Source organism: Bryobacter aggregatus MPL3, from assembly GCF_000702445.1.
Lineage (GTDB): Bacteria > Acidobacteriota > Terriglobia > Bryobacterales > Bryobacteraceae > Bryobacter > Bryobacter aggregatus.
The window spans coordinates 1,749,580-1,767,350 of sequence record NZ_JNIF01000003.1 but is presented as its reverse complement, the minus strand read 5'-3'; the positions used below and the strand labels follow the sequence as shown (position 1 = coordinate 1,767,350).

The 17,771-nt window shown below is 59.9% G+C and carries 13 protein-coding genes; 8 read left to right on the top strand and 5 right to left on the bottom strand.

Going from position 1 to position 17,771, the window contains the following annotated elements:
• Positions 1-171: 171 nt before the first annotated feature.
• Genes M017_RS0108395 through M017_RS0108360 form a run of 8 tightly spaced genes read left to right on the top strand, consistent with a single transcriptional unit; the run spans position 172 to position 13,802 of the window.
• Positions 172-1,338, top strand: a complete 1,167-nt coding sequence (locus M017_RS0108395; protein WP_031497289.1) for an HlyD family secretion protein — start codon at positions 172-174, stop codon at positions 1,336-1,338.
• Positions 1,335-3,920, top strand: coding sequence for an ATP-binding cassette domain-containing protein (locus M017_RS0108390; protein WP_051669654.1), 2,586 nt, complete (start codon positions 1,335-1,337; stop codon positions 3,918-3,920). The genes M017_RS0108395 and M017_RS0108390 overlap by 4 nt, the downstream gene beginning before the upstream one ends.
• A complete protein-coding gene (locus M017_RS0108385) occupies positions 3,905-5,563 on the top strand; it encodes an ATP-binding cassette domain-containing protein (protein ID WP_155121311.1) in 1,659 nt (552 codons plus the stop codon). Before M017_RS0108390 ends, M017_RS0108385 begins: the two co-directional genes overlap by 16 nt.
• A complete protein-coding gene (locus M017_RS0108380) occupies positions 5,560-6,681 on the top strand; it encodes a tetratricopeptide repeat protein (protein ID WP_031497283.1) in 1,122 nt (373 codons plus the stop codon). Before M017_RS0108385 ends, M017_RS0108380 begins: the two co-directional genes overlap by 4 nt.
• Before the next feature lie 36 nt (positions 6,682-6,717).
• Positions 6,718-8,097: a DUF1501 domain-containing protein gene (locus M017_RS0108375; protein WP_031497281.1), complete on the top strand. Its 1,380-nt coding sequence runs from the start codon at positions 6,718-6,720 to the stop codon at positions 8,095-8,097.
• Between the two features lie 10 nt (positions 8,098-8,107).
• A complete protein-coding gene (locus M017_RS0108370) occupies positions 8,108-10,549 on the top strand; it encodes a DUF1549 domain-containing protein (protein WP_051669650.1) in 2,442 nt (813 codons plus the stop codon).
• Positions 10,546-11,472, top strand: coding sequence for a WD40 repeat domain-containing protein (locus M017_RS0108365; RefSeq protein ID WP_031497277.1), 927 nt, complete (start codon positions 10,546-10,548; stop codon positions 11,470-11,472). The genes M017_RS0108370 and M017_RS0108365 overlap by 4 nt, the downstream gene beginning before the upstream one ends.
• Positions 11,469-13,802 carry a hypothetical protein gene (locus tag M017_RS0108360; RefSeq protein WP_155121310.1) on the top strand — a complete coding sequence of 778 codons (2,334 nt, stop codon included), beginning with the start codon at positions 11,469-11,471 and terminating at the stop codon, positions 13,800-13,802. The genes M017_RS0108365 and M017_RS0108360 overlap by 4 nt, the downstream gene beginning before the upstream one ends.
• 42 nt (positions 13,803-13,844) lie before the next feature.
• On the opposite strand, the gene M017_RS0108355 is transcribed toward M017_RS0108360, so the two are convergent.
• From M017_RS0108355 to M017_RS27525, 5 genes are all read right to left on the bottom strand, one after another.
• The gene (locus M017_RS0108355; RefSeq protein WP_238325839.1) at positions 13,845-14,690 is read right to left on the bottom strand and encodes a molybdopterin-binding domain-containing protein; all 846 of its coding nucleotides are present in this window, start codon (positions 14,688-14,690) and stop codon (positions 13,845-13,847) included.
• 215 nt (positions 14,691-14,905) lie between these two features.
• The gene (locus tag M017_RS0108350; protein WP_051669648.1) at positions 14,906-15,469 is read right to left on the bottom strand and encodes an N-acetyltransferase; all 564 of its coding nucleotides are present in this window, start codon (positions 15,467-15,469) and stop codon (positions 14,906-14,908) included.
• Entirely contained in the window at positions 15,447-16,217 is a 771-nt protein-coding gene (gene argB, locus M017_RS0108345) for an acetylglutamate kinase (protein WP_031497270.1), read from the bottom strand. Before argB ends, M017_RS0108350 begins: the two co-directional genes overlap by 23 nt.
• Positions 16,218-16,221: 4 nt before the next feature.
• The gene (gene argC / locus M017_RS0108340) at positions 16,222-17,202 is read right to left on the bottom strand and encodes an N-acetyl-gamma-glutamyl-phosphate reductase (protein ID WP_031497269.1); all 981 of its coding nucleotides are present in this window, start codon (positions 17,200-17,202) and stop codon (positions 16,222-16,224) included.
• Positions 17,203-17,242: 40 nt separating this feature from the next.
• Complete coding sequence (locus M017_RS27525) at positions 17,243-17,731, bottom strand: zinc-ribbon domain-containing protein (protein WP_051669644.1); 489 nt, start codon at positions 17,729-17,731, stop codon at positions 17,243-17,245.
• Between the last annotated feature and the right edge of the window lie 40 nt (positions 17,732-17,771).

Sequence of the window (17,771 nt, the reverse complement as noted above, 5' to 3'; positions counted from 1 at the left end):
AAGGGAATGAGTTTTTCCCGGGAGCGATCCTCGATTGGAGACTGGATTGCTGTAGGCCGAAAGAACGGTGTAAGTGATTCGTCTGATTGGGGATAGACGAGCTTTCGCACAAAAACCCGAGAGGCGATGATCGATTTCTTTCTCAAATCGCGCATGTCCTTTTGAGAATCCATGACGGCCTTCAGCAAAACCTATCTCGCACTCCTGCAGGAACGCAGCGGGGGGAGCGTGCTGGCGATTGCGACAGGACTGGCGTTGCTCGGGGGATGGATGTGGTGGGCGACACAAATTCCGGTGTCGCTCTATGAAGTGAGCAGCGAGGCGCGTCTCGAGCTCGATGCCTCCACCTATCCTGTGCAAGCTCCCTTTGCCGGCCGGGTGGTCAAGACCAGCCTGCGCGCCGGGCAGTTGGTGAAGCAGGGCGAGGTGATGGTGGAAATCGATGCCGCGCCGGACCAATTGCAAATGCGGCAGGAACAGGTACGAGCAATTGGGCTTGCCCCGGAGATCGCGCGGCTGCGCAACCAGTTGCAGGCCGAAGAGGCCGCGCGCGAGGCAGAACAGCGGAGCGCGAAATCGCTCGGAGTGGAGGCGCAGAGCCGCATTCGGGAGGCCGAGGCCGCAATGCAGTTTGCCGAAGACGAATGGAAGCGGACGCAGAAGCTGAGCGTGGCTGGGCTGGTGGCGGCACGGGATCTGGACCGGAGCGCAGCGGAGTTGCGGCGCTTACGGGCCAGCGTCGTCACACTCGAAGCGGCGCCGGGCAGGCTGGCCCAGGAGCAGGCGACAAAAGATCGCGAGCGCGATGTGCGCATCGAGAGGATTCGCTCCGAGATCGTCAAACTCGAGAGCGAGCGAAGCACAATCGGCGCGGCGATCGAGAAGCTGGGCTATGAGATCGAACGCAAGAAGGTACGCGCGCCAATCGGAGGGAGGCTCGCCGAGAGCCTGCTCCTGCGAGTGGGCGCGGTGGTGCAGGAGGGCGAAAAACTGGGGTCGATTCTCCCGAGCGGGGCTCTGATGATTGCCGGAGTTTATCCCGCACCCGCAGCGTTCGGACGCATCCGCGCGGGACAGAAAGCGCGGATGCGTCTGCAGGGGTTTCCCTGGGCCGAGTTTGGTGCGGTGCAGGCAACAGTATCGCGGGTGGCGCAGGAGATTCGCGATCAGCAGGTACGCGTCGAGTTGTATATCGATGCGGACCAGACACTGCGTATGCCTCTCGAACATGGAATGCCCGGCGCGGTGGAGATTGAAGTAGAGCGCATTGCACCGGCCGCTTTGTTGTTGCGCAGTGCCGGGCAGGCGCTGAGCGCACCGCAGTTGGGAAGGCCATGAGCCGCCGGTGGTTTGTGCCCGAGGTGATCCAGAGCTCTTCAATGGATTGCGGGCCCGCATCGCTGAAGGCTCTCTTTGGGGGCTACCATCGCTATCTCTCTTATGGCCGCCTGCGCGAGGCCTGCCAAACCGATGTCGATGGCACGTCGATCGACACGATGGAAGAGACCGCGCAGCGGCTCGGGATGGAAGTGACGCAGATGATGATGCCGCCCGATCTTCTGCTGCTGCCGGAGAGTGCTTGCCTGCCTGCGATCGTGGTCACCCGGCTGGCGGGAGGCTCGACGCACTTTGTGGTGCTATGGCGGGTACACGGCCCTTATGTCCAGTTGATGGACCCATCGGTGGGGCGCCTGTGGATGAAGCGGGAACATTTTCTTGCTTCCTTGTTTCTGCATGAGCAGGCGATTCCACGGGAGGCATGGCTGGGCTGGGCGGAGTCTGAAACCTATCAGAAAACGCTGGCGCGGAGATGCCGGGCGTTGGGAGTGCCGCAGCCGCAGTGGGAAGACCTTGCCGCACTCGATGCGGCCTTGCGCCTGACCGAAGCGCTGGTCGCCGAGCGCAAGATTGCCCATCGCGAAGTAGCGGCGACGCTGGCAGCATTGCGCCAGGAGCCGGGAGAGATTCCCGATCGCTACTGGTCGATTTGTCCCGTGGAAGGAGACGAATCGCAGGTGCGGTTGCGGGGCGCGGTGCTTTTGCAAGCAGCCGGGTGTGGGGAGGCGGACATCACAGCATTGCCGGAGGCACTGCGCTTGAGTCTGACAGAAGCTCCGCCGCAACCGGGCTTGCACTTGTGGCGCACGCTGCGGGAGGCGGGCTGGGCAATCGCGGCCCTGTTGCTGCTCGCGCTGTTTGCCGCAGCGGCGGGAACAGTCGTAGAAGCGCTCTTGTTTCGCAGCCTGTTCGACCTGGCGAAACATTTGACGTTGAGCGGCCAGAGGATCGCGGCACTTGGCCTTGTTGCGGGATTCCTTTGCGGGTTGCTGTTGCTGGAGTGGCCGGCGGAATTGAGTTTACTGCGTCTCGGGCGACAACTGGAGAGTCGCTTGCGCATGCAGTTTCTCTCGAAAATTCCGCTGCTCGGGGATCGCTACTTCCAGTCGCGTCTGGTGTCGGATATGGCCTATCGGGCGCATTCGATCCAGATGCTGCGGCAGTTGCCCGAACTCGCCGCGCAATTGGCAAAGCTTGTGTTTGCACTGGGCTTCACCGTACTGGGAATTGGCTACTTCTTTCCGCAGGCCTGGCTGCCCGCTGGTCTTGCCGCCATCGCTGCGGTAGGCGTTCCGTTGTTCTGCCAGGCGGGGATGCAGGAGCGGGACATGCGGGTGCGGGAGTTGACAGGATCGCTGAGCCGCTTCTATCTGGATGCACTGCTCGGTGTGACTGCGATCCAGGCACATGCGGCCGAAGGAACACTCCGCCGGGCGCAAGCGCGGCAGTTGGCGCAGTGGAGCCGGGCAGGAATCCGGCAGCTCCGCTTTCTGGTGCAGGCCGAAGCGCTGCAGTTGTGGAGCGTCTTTTCCTTGGTGATCTGGTTGCTTTGGACCCAGGCCTCCGCAGCGAGCGAGCCCGCCGGATTGCTGTTGCTCGTCTATTGGGCGCTCGCGATTCCGGCGCTGGGACAGCAGATCGCCAACCTCGCCAGAAACTATCCGGAGCTGCGCAATACGATGCTGCGCTTTCTCGAACCGCTCGGTTCCCCAGAAGAAGTAGTAACGGCGCCAGAGGCGGGAGAGTGCAAGACCACCGGTGTCGCAATCGAACTGGAAGAGGTGCGCGTCGCAGCCGCGGGGCATCCGATTCTGAATGGCGTGTCGTTGCAGGTGGCGCCGGGGGAACAGGTCGCCGTGGTGGGATTGTCGGGCGCAGGAAAGAGTTCTCTCGTTGGATTGCTGCTCGGCTGGCATCAGCCGGTGGCAGGGCGAGTGCTGGTGGATGGCGAAGTTCTCGATGCGAAGCGGCTGTCGCGCTTGCGCCGTGAGACGGCGTGGATCGATCCGCAAGTCCAGCTCTTTGAGGACAGCCTGTTTGCCAATCTTAGTTATGGCAATGATGCCTCGGCGGGCGAGAGAATCGGTCGCTCGGTTGAGGATGCGGAACTGTCGAGCGTATTGCAGCGCTTGCCCGAGGGCTTGCAAACCAGGCTCGGAGAAGGCGGACGTCTGGTGTCGGGTGGCGAGGGACAACGGGTACGCATGGGACGGGCGATGGCTCGGGACGGAGTTCGTCTGGCGATTCTCGATGAGCCGGCGCGCGGCCTCGATCGCAGACAACGTCAGGACTTTGTCGGGCGGGTGCGGAATCGATTCCCCCAGGCGACGATGTTTTGCATCACACACGATGTCGTGGACACGATGGCCTTCTCGCGCGTGCTGGTGATGGAAGAAGGCAGGATTCTCGAAGACGGGAATCCACGGGTGCTGTTTGAGCAGGCGGGCTCACGCTACCGGGCGCTTTATGACCAGGAGGAGATGCTGCGCCGCCATCTGTGGAATCACAAGATGTGGCGCCGCTTGCGTCTGGAGAAGGGTCGCTTGCAAGAAGAGGGGGCCAAACAGTGGAGCCACGTCTAAAGGCGGCGATCGCCGCATTGCCTGCTCCAACTGGCAGGGTGGATCAGGAAGTGGAGGGGGCCGCGCGTCCGCCGGGTGGCTGCTTCTGGAAGCAGATGCGAGAGACCGGGCTGTTGCGCCGCTTTCTCAGCCTGTTGCTCTGCCACATTGCGGCAACCGGAATGCTGTTGCTTGCCTGGGCCGCGATTGGACAAGGTGCCTTGAGCGGCCGTCTCGATCGTGGGTGGGTGCTGGCCTGGGCCCTATGTCTGGCAACAACGCTGCCTTTGCGATCGCTCAGCACCTGGCTGGAAGGAACCTTCGCCGTGGGCCTGGGAGGCTTGCTGAAGCAGCGCCTGTTGGCAGGAGCGATGACGATCGACGCAGACCTGATGAAGCGGATGGGCGCCGGACAACTGCTGAGCCAATCGATGGAGGCGGAGTCCATTGAACGAAGTGCAGTGGGCGGTGGGATGTTGACGGTGCTCGCGCTCTTGGAGCTGTTGTTTGCAGCAGGCATTCTGTCGCAGGGCGTCACACCCTGGCTGACGGTCGCAGGATTCGGGATCTGGGTGGCAGCGAACTTGTTGGTAGCGGCCTGGAACACACGGCAGCGGGCAGCCTGGACCAGCGAGCGGCTGCGGCTGACGCACCGCTTGGTGGAGAAGATGACAGGGCACCGGACACGGCTGGCCCAGCAGCCGCCAGCAGATTGGCATGTCGAGGAAGATACCGAGAATGTGGGCTATCTGAACTTGTCACGGCGGATGGACCAGACAACGGCGTGGCTGTCGAGCGTCATGCCACGCGGCTATCTGCTGGTGGGAATAGCCAGCTTGGTCCCGGCTTTTCTGAGTGCGGAGTTATCAACCACCCAATTGGCCCTGAGCCTGGGAGGCATCCTGTTTGCCTATGCGGCATTGTCGCGATTCGCATTTGGAATGGCACGCCTGGGCGCGGCCTGGGTCTCCTGGACGTTGGTGAAGCCGATCTTTACAGCGGCAGGCCGTGTGCCAGAAGAAGGAATCCTACGAGCGACAATGGGCGCGACAGATACCGTGCTGGATGTGCAGGAGCTTATGTTCACCCATGCCGGACGCCGGGAACCAACGCTGCAGGGGTGCAGCTTGACGATCCGGCGGGGAGACTTCCTGTTATTGGAGGGGGGCTCAGGAGGCGGGAAATCGACACTGGCAGCGATTCTGGCCGGGTTACGGCCACCCCAGGCTGGGCTGCTGCTTGCCTCGGGCCTCGACCGGCAGACTCTCGGCGATGCCGGATGGAGGCAGCGAATTGTGACAGTGCCGCAGTTTCACGAGAATCATCTGATGGCAGCAAGCTTCTGCTTCAATCTGTTGCTGGGCCGGGCTGATCCGCATACGGAACAAGACAAGAAAGAGGCCTGGGAGCTGTGCCAGGAATTGGGCCTCGGCCCGCTGCTCGCCCGGATGCCCTCGGGAATGGAAACGATGGTGGGAGAGACAGGCTGGCAGCTGTCACAGGGAGAACGCAGCCGGCTCTTTCTCGGACGGGCCCTGCTCCAGGGAGGCGATCTGGTGCTGCTCGATGAAAGCTTCGCGGCCCTCGACCCGGACAACATGCGCCAATGTTTAGAATGCGTCTTTCAACGTGCCAAGACGCTGCTGGTGATTGCCCACCCATGACCCTGAGCGACGCGATTGCTATGCAGGAAAAGGCCTGGGTGCTGGTATCGAAATGCCGCTTTGCAGAGGCGCTGACCGCATTGCTGCGGGCACTGGCTAGCTTTGAGATGTTGGAAGGCGGGGCCTCCCCCGACGTCGCGAATCTGCTGAACGACGTCGCGGAGCTAGAGAACAAGCTGCAACGCTATGCGGAAGCGCTTGCCCACGCAAGACGGAGCATGGCGATTACAGATGGACTTGGGCGACGCTTTCGGGGAGAAGACGCGGTGCGGATTCGCGCCCGCTCGCGCAGCATTCTAGGAACGGTCTATCGCGAGCTGGGGGATTACAGGAATGCGGAGAAGTATCTGAAGGAGGCGCTGCGGCGGAATCGCAGTCACTTTGGCGAGCAGCATCCGGAAACGGCCACCTCGCAGAATAACTTAGCCGTTGTTTACAAATATGCCGGGCGCTTTACCGCCGGGCTCGCTTTATATCGCAGCGCGTTGCAAAACATGCGGGAGACCTATGGAGAAGAGGCGCTGGAGCTGAGCTCGATCTATCACAACATTGGTGGGATTCTCCATGCCGCCGGCCGCTATGAAGAAGCACTGGAACCAGGGTACAGGGCCTGGGAAATCTCCATCGCCCATCTGGGAAAAGAGCACCCACAGAGCGTTGCCGACGGCGCGGCGTATGCCGGAATTCTCGATGGACTGAGGCGCTACGACGAATCCGAACCCATTTACCGGCATGCCTTACGTGTGTTCACCACACTGTATGGCCCGGACCATTCCGAGGTAGCGATCAACCTGAACAACCTGGCGGCCTTGCTGGCGGCGCAAGGCAAGAATCGGGAGGCAGAGGAGCATTACCGGCGCTCGATTGCGATTCAGAAGAAGCTGCTTGGCAAATCGCATCCGGATGTGGCGCTGGCATTGAATAACTTGGGAAGCTTGTTGCTCGATGAGGGCCGCCAGGATGAGGCGATCCGGCTGTACCGGCGGGCGCTGTCGATTTTTGAGAAGACACTGCGGGCGCGGCATCCGAAACTTTTGTCCGTCAGAAAAAATCTGGAAACAGCGCTCCGCAGCCGCGCACAAGGGGATACCGTAGCGTTCGTTCTCCAAGAACGATAGAATCTGGACAAATCTTTCGCTTGGAGACGCTACGCCATGTTCCGATTCGACGCTGACAAATCTGTGGAGTTCTGCGATGGATCGCGACGGAGAGACTTTCTCCATGCCGGATCCCTATCGATGCTTGGACTTGGGATGACGCAGTTCACCGCACTGAAGGCGATGGGCGCAGTTGACCAGACCAAATCCGACGTGAACTGCATCTTTCTGATGTTGGTGGGCGCGCCAAGCCAGCTCGATACCTGGGATATGAAGCCCAACGCGCCGAGCGAGATTCGCGGGCCGTTCCAGGCGATCAAGACGAATGTTCCGGGAATTGAGATCAGCGAGAACTTTCCGCGCATGGCCAAGCATGCGGATAAGTACTCCATCATTCGCGGCATGAACCATACCGCAGCCGCTGTGCACGATACCGGCCATCAGATGATGCAGACGGGCCGGCTTTTTCAAGGCGGCGTCGAGCATCCGCACATCGGGTGTGTGCTGAGCAAGTTGAAGGGCCCCAAGGGCGATGTGCCGGCGCATGTGCTGTTGCCGCGGCCAATCGGGAACACGGGCGGCAATATGCCACATGGACAGAGCGCCGGGTTTCTGGGCAAGACTTTTGATCCCTTTGTGTTGAACGCAGACCCGAGCGACCCAAACTTCCGCGTTCCCGATATGTTGCCTCCGGACTATCTGAGCGCCATGCGCGTCGATCGCCGCCGCAATTGGCGCGAAGCTGTCGACCATGCGGTGAATCGATTTGAGACCTCGCAGGACGCCCGTCTGATGGACAGTACCTTCCACCAGGCCTACACGCTGATGTCGAGCCAGAAGGCGCGCGAAGCGTTTGAGCTGCATCGCGAACCAGAGGCGGTGCGCGAGAAGTATGGGCTGAATCGCTTTGGACAGAGTTGTCTGCTGGCGCGCCGCATGGTGGAGGCCGGAGTTCGCTTTGTCACGGTGAATATGTTCGAGACGGTGTTTGATGAGATCACCTGGGACATTCATGGTTCGAAGCCCTTCTCCCCGATCAGTTGCTACAAAGATCTGGTTGGCCCGATGTTCGATCATGCTTATGCCTCGTTGCTCGAAGACTTGAGCGAGCGTGGCTTGCTGAAAAACACGATGGTGGTGGCTTGCGGCGAGTTTGGCCGGACGCCAAAGATCAATCCGGCTGGTGGCCGCGATCATTGGCCCTTGTGCTGGAGCATTCTGATGGGCGGCGGGCCGTTAAAAGGCGGCACGATCGTGGGCGCCTCGGACGAGATTGGCGCTTATCCCAAGGACCGGCCCACTACTCCGGCGGAAGTGGCCGCAACGATTTACAAAGGGCTTGGCGTGGATCTGTCACTCGAACTCCCCGGTTCGCAAGGCCGTCCGATTCCGCTGGTGGACCGCGGAGTCGAGCCGATCCACGAAGTGCTCAGTTAAGGCGACAGTGATGAAACGATTTCTTTGTGGCGTGTTGGTCTCGGCCGGTCTTTGGGCCGCGCCAGCACAGTTGAAGCTCTATCCCGAGAAGATTACCCTCCACTCGAAAGAAAGCCGTCAGCAGATGCTGGCGGAGGCGACAGTGGGTGCATTGCAAGAGGACTGGACCCGGACGGCCCAGTGGTCGTCCTCCAATCCGGCTGTAGCAGAAGTAGACGCAGCCGGAATGCTGACCCCTAAGTCGGACGGTGTCGCGACCATCACGGCGAAGTCTGGGGACGTGGTGGCGACAACGCAGGTGAACGTCAAAAACTACGGTGCGAATTTTGCCTGGGGTTTCCGCGAGCATGTGATTCCAGTGCTGAGCAAGCGCGGTTGCAACCAGGGTGCTTGCCATGGAGCGCTCGCCGGCAAGAATGGCTTTAAGCTGACCCTGCGCGGCTACGATCCGGAAGTAGATTACGACACCTTGACTCACCAGAGCCAGGGCCGCCGGGTGGTGCTTTCCGATCCGGAGAAGAGTCTGCTGTTGCAGAAGGCGTCCTTTGCGATTCCGCATGGGGGCGGCCGTTTGTTGAAGAAGGATTCGCTCGAGTACCGGGTGATTCGCGAGTGGATTGAAGCCGGGGCAGTGGCTCCTTCCGCCAAGGATGCGGAAGTCGTGGGCCTCGAAGTCTATCCGAAGAGCGCAGCGCTCAAGCCAGGTTCCGAGCAGCAACTGGTAGTGCGCGCCCGCTATAGCGATGGACGTTTTGAAGATGTGACGCGCTGGGCCAAGTACAGCTCGAACGACGAGGGTGTCGCGCAAGTGGATGATGCCACCGGCCGGGTGAAGATGACCGGCCAGGGCGAGGCAGCGATTACGCTGTGGTACTCGAGCAAAGTGCTCTATGCGCGAGTTGCCGTGCCGAGTGCGAATGCGGTGGCGCCGGAGAAGTATGAACGCTTCTCGCAGAACAACTACATTGACAAGCTGGTTCTGGCAAAGCTGAAGGCCATCAATCTGGAACCGTCCGCGCCTGCACCCGATGACATGTTCATCCGCCGGGCCTATCTGGACGCAGCGGGCATTCTGCCGAGTGCCGAAGAGGTGGAGAATTTTCTGGCCGACAAGAGCCCCGATAAGCGCGCGAAGCTGATCGAGACGATTCTGGCAAAGGACGAGTTCACCGACTACTGGGCCTACAAGTGGAGCGACCTGATGCTGGTGAGCTCGCGCAAGCTCGGCGCGGTGGGCACGCAGAGTTTCTACAACTGGATTCGCGAGAGCGTCAAAGAGAACAAGCCCTGGGACAAGTTTGCGACCGAGCTTCTGACTTCAAGCGGCAGCACCCGGCAGAACGGCGCGCTGAACTACTTTGTGCTGCACAAGGATCCGATTGATCTCACCGAGAATGTGACGCAGGCCTTCCTCGGCCAGCGTCTCACCTGCGCCCGTTGCCACAATCATCCGCTCGAGAAGTGGACGCAGAAGCAGTATTACCAGATGGCAAATCTGTTTGCGCGGGTTGGCCTGAAGAATGGCGACAGTGCAGGCGAGACGGTCGTGTTTGCCCGCACGAGCGGCGACGTGATGCATCCGCGCTTGCTGCGGCCGCTGAATCCGACACCGCTCGATGGCGCGGAGATGAGCCTGGACAGCACGGAGGATCGCCGGGTTCACTTTGCGAAGTGGCTGACGTCTCCGAAGAATCAGTTCTTCGCACGCAACCTCGTCAACCGCGTATTTGGGAACTTCATGGGCCGCGGCCTGACCGATCCGATCGACGATGTCCGCGCGACGAACCCGGCATCGAACGAAGAACTCTTCGACGCGCTGGTGCAAGACTTCACGAAGGACTTCGATGTGAAGCGGTTGATCCGCACGATCATGAATTCCGGCACCTATCAACTCTCCAGCGAGCCGAATGCCTCGAATCAGAATGACGGCAAGTATTACTCGCATTACCTGCTGAAGCGCTTGCCTGCCGAGGTGCTGCTCGATTCGATGAGCCAGGTGACAGGCGTTGCGACCAGCTTTGATGGCTTCCCTGCCGGCACCCGCGCGTTGCAGTTGCCGGATGTACAGGTGAAGAGCGAGTTTCTGACGGTGTTCGGGCGTCCGAAGCGGGTGATCTGCGATGCGGGTGAGCGATCGAGTGACCCGAGCATTGCACAGGCCCTGCATGTGATCAATGGCGAGACACTGAACCGGAAGTTGATGGCGAAGGATGGGTCCGTGAGCCTGTTTCTGAAGCTCGGCATCAGCGACCAGCGGATGATTGAGCAGGTGTATCTGTCGGCCTTTGGACGCTACCCGAAGGACAGCGAGAAGCAGCGCGCGGCCGAGTTGCTGCGGTCTTCGCGGCTCGCCAAGGGCACGACCGAAGCGTTGTTGCAATCGCGGCGGCAGAGTGCGGAAGACCTGATGTGGGCGCTGCTGACGAGCAAGGAGTTTCTGTTTAACCAATGAGACGGCAATTTCTGGCACTCGTGTTTGGATTGCCGCTGGTGGGTGCTTCGCCCGCACTGCGGCAGATCTATACGCTCGCCTGGCGGCCGGATGGCAAGGCGATCGCAGTTGGCGGCTATCAGGAAGTGCGGCTCCTCGATGCGACGGGAAAGATCGAGACCGCCAAGCTGATCGGCCATGCCGATGCGGTGCGCGCGCTGGCCTGGAGCCCCGATGGCAAGTATCTTGCCGCGGCGGGGGGAGCCCCCGGCCGCAAGGGCGAGGTGAAAATCTGGAATGCGGATGGGACGCTGAAGGCAACGATCAACGGCCACTCTGATTGCATTTATGGCCTTTCAATCTCACCCGATGGCAAGACCATCGCGACGTCGAGCTATGACAAGCTGATCCAGCTTTGGGATGCCGAGACAGGCAAAGCGATTCGCACGCTGAAGGACCATATCGATGCGATCTACTCGATCGCCTTCACACCCGATGGGAAGCGTCTGGTGAGCGGAGCGGCCGACCGCAGTATCAAGGTGTGGAACCCCGAGACGGGCGAGCGCCTGTTCACGATGAGCGAGCCGACCGACGGCGTTAATAGCGTCGCAGTGTCGCCCGACGGAAAGAGCATTGTGGCCGCCGGACAGGATAAGACGATCCGTGTTTGGTCTCTCGAGGAAAAAGGCGCGACGCTGCGCAATTCGATGATTGCGCATGAAGACGCGATCTTGCGGGTGGTGTGGAGCCGCGATGGAAAGTATCTGCTCTCGAGTTCGGCGGACCGCAGTGTGAAGTTGTTCCGCGCCTCGGATTTGTCGGAGCAAAAGAGCCTTGGCAATCAACCCGATTGGAGCTATGGACTCGAATACTCGCCCGATGGCGCGCGGGTGGCGATTGGCAGAATGAACGGGAGCTTACTCATTACGGAGCTGGTGCCATGAGGAAACGAATTGCAGTTCTATTGTTGAGCGCGAGTTGTGTATTTGCGCAGAAGGCGAGCGATTGGCCGAGCGGAAGCCGCATGACACCGCCGACCCTATCGCGCGTGGCGCCGCTTGGAGTCGCGCGTGGCATGAGCGTGGAGATGGAGATCGAAGGCTTCAATCTGGCGAACGCTTCGGCCATCTACTTCAGCGAAAAGGGTGTCACCGGAAAGATTCTTCGTGTGAAGGAACTGCCGGATCAGGCCGAGCTGCGCCTGGGTGCGAACGGGGGCGTGTCGTCGATTGATCTTGGTCCGATGCCGCCGCGCAATCTGGTGACGGTGGAAGTGGAGATTAGTGGCGAGGCTGTCGTGGGCCCGGTGAACTTCCGCTTGCTGACCCCGCTGGGGACCAGCCCGATGGGGACTTTTCTGGTGGAGCCGTTCTTTGGAGAGGCTGCCGATGTCGAGCCCAACGATAGCGTGGACAATGCGACAGAGGTCTATCTCCCTGCCATCTTTACCGGCGCCATCAGCCGCAATGGAGATGTCGATACGTACAAGATCAAGGTGCGGGCCGGGCAGGAACTGAGCTTTGAGAATGGGGGCATGCTGCTGGGAAGCACGCTGCAGCCGGTGGTGCGGATTCTGAATGAGGATCAAAGTGTGCTCGCAGAATTTGGACAGGATGGGGGGAGTAGCGTCAAGGCCTTTTCTTACCGCTTTGCCAAAGAAGGCAACTATTATCTGCAGATCACCGACTTTCAACAAAGCGGCCGGGCGAGCCACTTCTATCGTTTGAAGGCCGGCGAGTTTCCCTATGTGTCGAGCGTGTATCCGCTGGGTTTGCAGCAAGGGAAGCAGGCCAAGGTGAAGGTGGAGGGTCTGCATGTCGGGAGTGGCGAGTTTGAGGTGCAGGGAGTGCCGAGCGAACGCGATGCCTTTGCGGTGCTCACCCGGCCGAAGCTTTCAACAGGTCTATCGTTCAATGAAGTGCGCTTGGAACTGGGCCAGCATCCCGAAGTAGAGGCCAAGGAAGGGGTGAATTCCCTCAGTTTGCCGGTGACGGTGAATGGCAAGTTGAAGAAGGAGGCGAGCTTCCGCTTTGCAGCGAAGAAGGGCGAGAAGCTGGTGTTTGAAGTGGACGCAAAGCGGGCGGGGAGTGATGTCGACTCCTTCCTCGAAGTGGTGGATGCGCAGGGCCAATCGATTGAGCGCGCGGTGTTGCGTCCGGTGTGGGAAACAACCACGACGCTGCGCGACCATGACAGCGCCTCGCGCGGCATTCGCATCAACTCCTGGAACGCGATCCAGGTGGGTGACTATGTGATGCTCGGCGGCGAAGTCATTCAGGTGAGCGCGATGCCGAAAACGCCGGACGACGACATGATCTTCGAGAATTTCAATGGCCAGCGGATCACCTACCTGGACACGACGGCGGAAGCCCATGCAATCGATAGCAGTATCTATAAGGTGCAGGTACATCCGGCCGGAGCGAAGTTCACCTCGAATGGCTTGCCACTAACCCGGCTCTACTATCGCAATGACGATGGCGGCCCGGGCTATAGCAAGGATTCACTGCTGCACTTCACCGCGCCCGCCGATGGAGAGTACCAACTGCGTTTGCGCGATGTACGGGGAGAGCTCGCCAAGGCGCAGCCCTACCGCTTGACGGCGCGCCATGCGGAACCAGATTTCCGTCTGTCGATGACGCCGCGGAATCCGAATCTGCCCCCCGGAGCGGCTGTACCGATCACCGTGCAGGCCTTCCGGATGGACGGCTTCGATGGACCGATTGAGTTGCGCGTCGAAGGCTTGCCGAAAGGTGTAAGCGCGACTCCCTCCGTGATGCCGCCGGGACAGGTGTTTGCCACGATTCTGCTGAAGAGCGACGCGAGTTTGAGCGTTGCCGGCCAGGCAACACCGATTGAAGTGGTGGGCCGGGCCGGGAAACTGGCGCGCTATGCGAACCAGGAAGACCAGCTGAAGCTGCTTTCCATGATGCCGAAGCCGGATATTACGGTGTCGGCGATCACGAAGGTGGTGGAGATTGAAGCGGGTGGGACGGCGGACGTGAACCTGACCGTCGAGCGGCAGAATGGCTTCAAGGGGCGGATTCCCATTTCGGTGCTGAATCTGCCACCCTCGGTGCGGGTGTTGGATGTTGGTCTCAACGGAGTGCTGGTGAACGAAGAGGAAACCAAGCGTGGCTTTACGTTGGCGGCGCTACCGGGCAGTGCGGCGCTCGAACAGGTGATTTATGTGGCAGGGAATGTCGAAACGCGGAGCCCGCAACAGAATCAGTTTGCGGCACCCGAAGCAATCCTACTCCGAGTGAAGGCGAAATAGAAATTCTCTGGCAGCTTGCTTGGTGGCGTTGAGGAGGGACGCTTAACCAAGCAAGCCGCCGTGACCGAGACAGGCCACTTCCCAGCCGGAGATGCGGTACTTTGCAAGCGCTGGCGGAATGAGAAGGTCGATGACATTGGGCTTCGCGGAGCGATGGCAGCCCGGCGCCGAAATGATCGGAATGTCATCTTTATACGCAAGAAGCAGCAGGTTTCCAGGTTCCACCGGCGCCAGAAAGCGCTCGGTGTGGCAGCCCAGGCGGACAATCGCCCGGCCAATGACGTCTTCCGGACCCGCCGGAGCAGTAGTGGACGCGACCAGGATTGCAGTTGGCTTCGTTCGGATCAAATGGCTCAGTCCACGGGTGACTTCCTCTTCGTCCTCGAGGCAAGCCAAGGCGAAGTTTGCCGACACCCCAAAGCGGCCGAGACGCTGGCGCACGATTCCTTCAAAGAGCATGCGCGCGCGATCCCCGTTAATCGGGTCGGAGTAAAGTACACCCACGGTGGGCTTCCGGATGGGGCGGGCTTGTAAAATGGCCCCGCGTTCCTTGAGGATCGAAGTGATGGTTTCGAGCTGGGACTGGGCTACCGCGAAGGGAGAGCTCTTGATGGTGGCAATCCGCTGATTTGCCGTCGCAAAGCTCAGATTGGGGAGGGTCGCGATGACGACGCTGGAGGTGCAGTTGATCTGCTTCAGCAATTCGTCGTCAACGAGAACACAGCAATCTTCGGTTGCCATCAGGTTCACACGTCCCCCTGGGGCGGGACGCATTTCAAGGGCGCCACTGCCAACCCCCCGGCCCACCGTAAGGACGGCATCATCTTCTGACACCTCCCCATCTTCCAGTTGTGTCACCCAGACCTCTGACATCCCTTCGGTCTGCATGAGCCGGACGTCTTCTTGACTGAGAATATGTCCCTTTGAGAGAAGTTTTTTTCCACAAGGCTTGAAAATTGTGCAGCAAAGGATGCGCCCTGAAGATTCTAAAATGTCGATAGTTTGCGCGCGCATAGCAACGGCTCCTGATTGGAAGCTGCCTTATGGACAACTTCATTCTATCGTTCTAGTACTCTTAGCGCGAAAAAACTCTCAGGTTTTTTTTAATGTCCAGAGGGGCGAGGTAAGGTGATTTGCTGGAGTGTAACCAGTTGGGTGGCTTCCGGGCGGAAGGACGGCATCGGCGTCGATTTCAGCCGTTTGAGGACAGCGATTTCATCGCAAGCCTGGAATTTCGGGCAACGGAGGCAATCTTTCCAAGCCTTTAGCGGGAGCTCGTTGCGATCCACAAGCTCGTAGCCCATTTTCGCAAAGAATTCCGGTACATACGTAAAGGCGAAGAGCGAGTGAAGATCGAAGGCGCGAGCCTCCTCGTCGATCGCCTCCATCAACAGGCGGCCGGCACCCGTTCCCTTCGAGGCTGGAGCAACGGCCAGGGAGCGAAGTTCGGCAATACTTGGACCATAAAAATGCAGTGCCGCACAGCCAATTAGCTCCGAACCTTTATATACAACTGTAAAGTCCCGAATAAATTCGGACAATTCGAATTCCGTGCGGGGCAACATAATCGCCTGTGCGGCGTAGCCATTGATCAGCGCAAGGATGGCCGGAATGTCCGACATGCGCGCTTTGCGGGTGTGGGTGTCAGAGGAGGAAGGCGGTTCCAAGGGCTTCTCCTCCCTGCACTCTCTCGAGGACGTTGGGGGTAGCACCGTCGACGATGCGAACTTCGCCCACCCCATTCTGCAGGGCGAACTCAGCAGCCCGGAGCTTCGCGAGCATACCACCGGTGGCGACTCCCGATTCGATTAAGGCATTGGCTTCGTTTTGGTGCAAGACCGGAATGCGCTGCCCGTCGGCCCCACGCACCCCTTCCACATCGGTGAGAAAGAGCAAACGGTCCACTTTCCAGGCGGCGGCGAGGCTGGTGGCCATTTGGTCTGCATTGACGTTGTAGATGCCCCCCTGTTTGTCGCCACCCACACAGGCGATCACCGGCAGAAAGCGATCGCCAGTGAGGGTGTCCAGAATCCGGGTGTTTGCCCGGACAGGTTTGCCGACCTGGCCGAGGGCGGGATTGACGATTTCGCACTCCGTCAGGGCACAATCGATGCCGGTGAGACCGACAGCGTCGAGCCCCTGTGCGACAAGGGTGGAGACGAGTCCATGGTTGACGCTGCCAGCGAAAACCTTCAGCACTGCATCCATGACTTCCGGGCTCGAGACACGGAGACCTTCTACGAAGATGGACTGGACGCCTTGCGCTTCGAGAAAACGAGTCATCTGCTTGCCGCCACCGTGCACGATGGTGAGAATTGGGTTCGTTTTGTAGAGGGCCGCCAGTTGCTGGGACAGGCTGGTGCGCGAATCTGGGTTGTCGAGGAGGGTTCCGCCCAATTTCACCAGGAGTTTCATGAGCTTAGAGACCTTCCGCTTCTTCGAGACCCAGGATCAGGTTCATATTCTGGATCGCTTGGCCGGCAGCGCCTTTGACCAGATTGTCGATGGCGGCAACGACGACCGTACGCCCGTCGGGTTGCTGGCTGAAGCCGATATCGCAATAGTTGCTGCGCCGGACGGCGTGCAGATCGGGCACCTTGCCGGGGGCGTGGATGCGGATGAAGCGTTCTCCAGCGTAAGCGTCTTTGTAGAGCTGATAGAGATGGTCTGGAGTAAAGTCCGGGGTGGAGCGCCGGAAGTAGATCGTTTCGAGGATACCCCGGTCAATCGGGATCAATTGTGCGGTGAAGCTGAACTGGCTTTCGAGGAGGCCGGAGTTCTGGAGCACTTCCGGAACATGCCGGTGGTCGAGCAGCGAATAGGCGGAGAAGTTCTCCGTGACCTCACAGAAGGAGGTCTTCAGGCTCGCCTTGCGGCCCGCGCCAGAGACTCCGCTTTTTGCGTCACAGATGACGCCCGCCTGCAAATCGATCGCACCCGCTTGCACTAGTGGCCGCAGGGCGAGATTCGCCGCCGTCGGATAGCAGCCGGGATTGGACACAAAACGAGCCGGACGAATCGTATTGCGATAGAACTCGGGCAGACCGTAGGCGGCTTCGGCAAGAAGCGACTCGGCGTGATGGGGTTCTTTATACCAACGGGTGTAGTCTGCTACAGACTTGAAGCGGAAGGCACCAGACAGGTCGACAACTTTCGCGCCACCGGCCAGAAAAGTGGGGGCCAGCTCCATTGAAGCCTCGGGAGGCGTGGCCAGGAGGACAACATCGAGCTTCTCGCGCGCGATGGTATCGGCGGAAAGAGGGAGCGCATCGGCGCCGGTACGGTGTTCGAGGGGAACCGCTTCGACGTGCCGGTGGCGATGGAGGATCTGGACGAGTTCGGCGCCGGAGTAACCACGAAATCCGACGATGCCCGCGCGAAGCGACTTGGTGCTGGACATAGTATAATTATTCACTGACTATGAATAATTATAACATCGCCTAGCGCTGCTCGGCGACGCTCTTGTCGGCTAGTTCGCCGATGAAGGGAATCCGCACCACTTGGCGTTGGCTGGTTTTGTAAATGAGGAAGATCCAAGCGGCTGTGAGCCCCAGTTTGACGGCGCGGGTGATAAGGTAAGCGCGGGGCATGATGTCGTAGAGCAGGCCAGCGATCACCCAGTCGTAAATGAGCCAGGCGACAAACATATAGAGGCCTTGGAAGGCGTGGAAGCGCACGGTATTGTTGCGCCGGAAGCGTTCCGAGGACAGGACGATGATGGAAAAAAGCCAACCGACAAAGGGGATGTAGCAGAGAACAGCGGCTGTGTTCTCATCGAGATCACCCAGGAAATCAGAGCGGTTGCCGGGAACAGGCCGGGTGTAATGAGGTTTTGCCGCGCCGGCCCCTACATGTTGCGCTGCACCACAAGCGCCACAATAGGCGTCTCCTGATTGGACCTCGGCACCGCATTTGTTGCAAAAAGGCATATTTTTTCAGACCCGGTACGTTCTCAACAGTGTATACGGG

Bases quoted from the DNA above. Each gene is read 5' to 3' on its own strand.
- M017_RS0108380 (WP_031497283.1), top strand. From the start codon at position 5,560: ATGACCCTGAGCGACGCGATTGCTATGCAGGAAAAGGCCTGGGTGCTG.
- M017_RS0108390 (WP_051669654.1), top strand. From the start codon at position 1,335: ATGAGCCGCCGGTGGTTTGTGCCCGAGGTGATCCAGAGCTCTTCAATG.
- M017_RS27525 (WP_051669644.1), bottom strand. From the start codon at position 17,731: ATGCCTTTTTGCAACAAATGCGGTGCCGAGGTCCAATCAGGAGACGCC.
- argC (WP_031497269.1), bottom strand. From the start codon at position 17,202: ATGTCCAGCACCAAGTCGCTTCGCGCGGGCATCGTCGGATTTCGTGGT.
- M017_RS0108370 (WP_051669650.1), top strand. From the start codon at position 8,108: ATGAAACGATTTCTTTGTGGCGTGTTGGTCTCGGCCGGTCTTTGGGCC.
- M017_RS0108355 (WP_238325839.1), bottom strand. From the start codon at position 14,690: ATGCAGACCGAAGGGATGTCAGAGGTCTGGGTGACACAACTGGAAGAT.
- M017_RS0108395 (WP_031497289.1), top strand. From the start codon at position 172: ATGACGGCCTTCAGCAAAACCTATCTCGCACTCCTGCAGGAACGCAGC.
- M017_RS0108375 (WP_031497281.1), top strand. From the start codon at position 6,718: ATGTTCCGATTCGACGCTGACAAATCTGTGGAGTTCTGCGATGGATCG.
- M017_RS0108360 (WP_155121310.1), top strand. From the start codon at position 11,469: ATGAGGAAACGAATTGCAGTTCTATTGTTGAGCGCGAGTTGTGTATTT.
- M017_RS0108365 (WP_031497277.1), top strand. From the start codon at position 10,546: ATGAGACGGCAATTTCTGGCACTCGTGTTTGGATTGCCGCTGGTGGGT.
- argB (WP_031497270.1), bottom strand. From the start codon at position 16,217: ATGAAACTCCTGGTGAAATTGGGCGGAACCCTCCTCGACAACCCAGAT.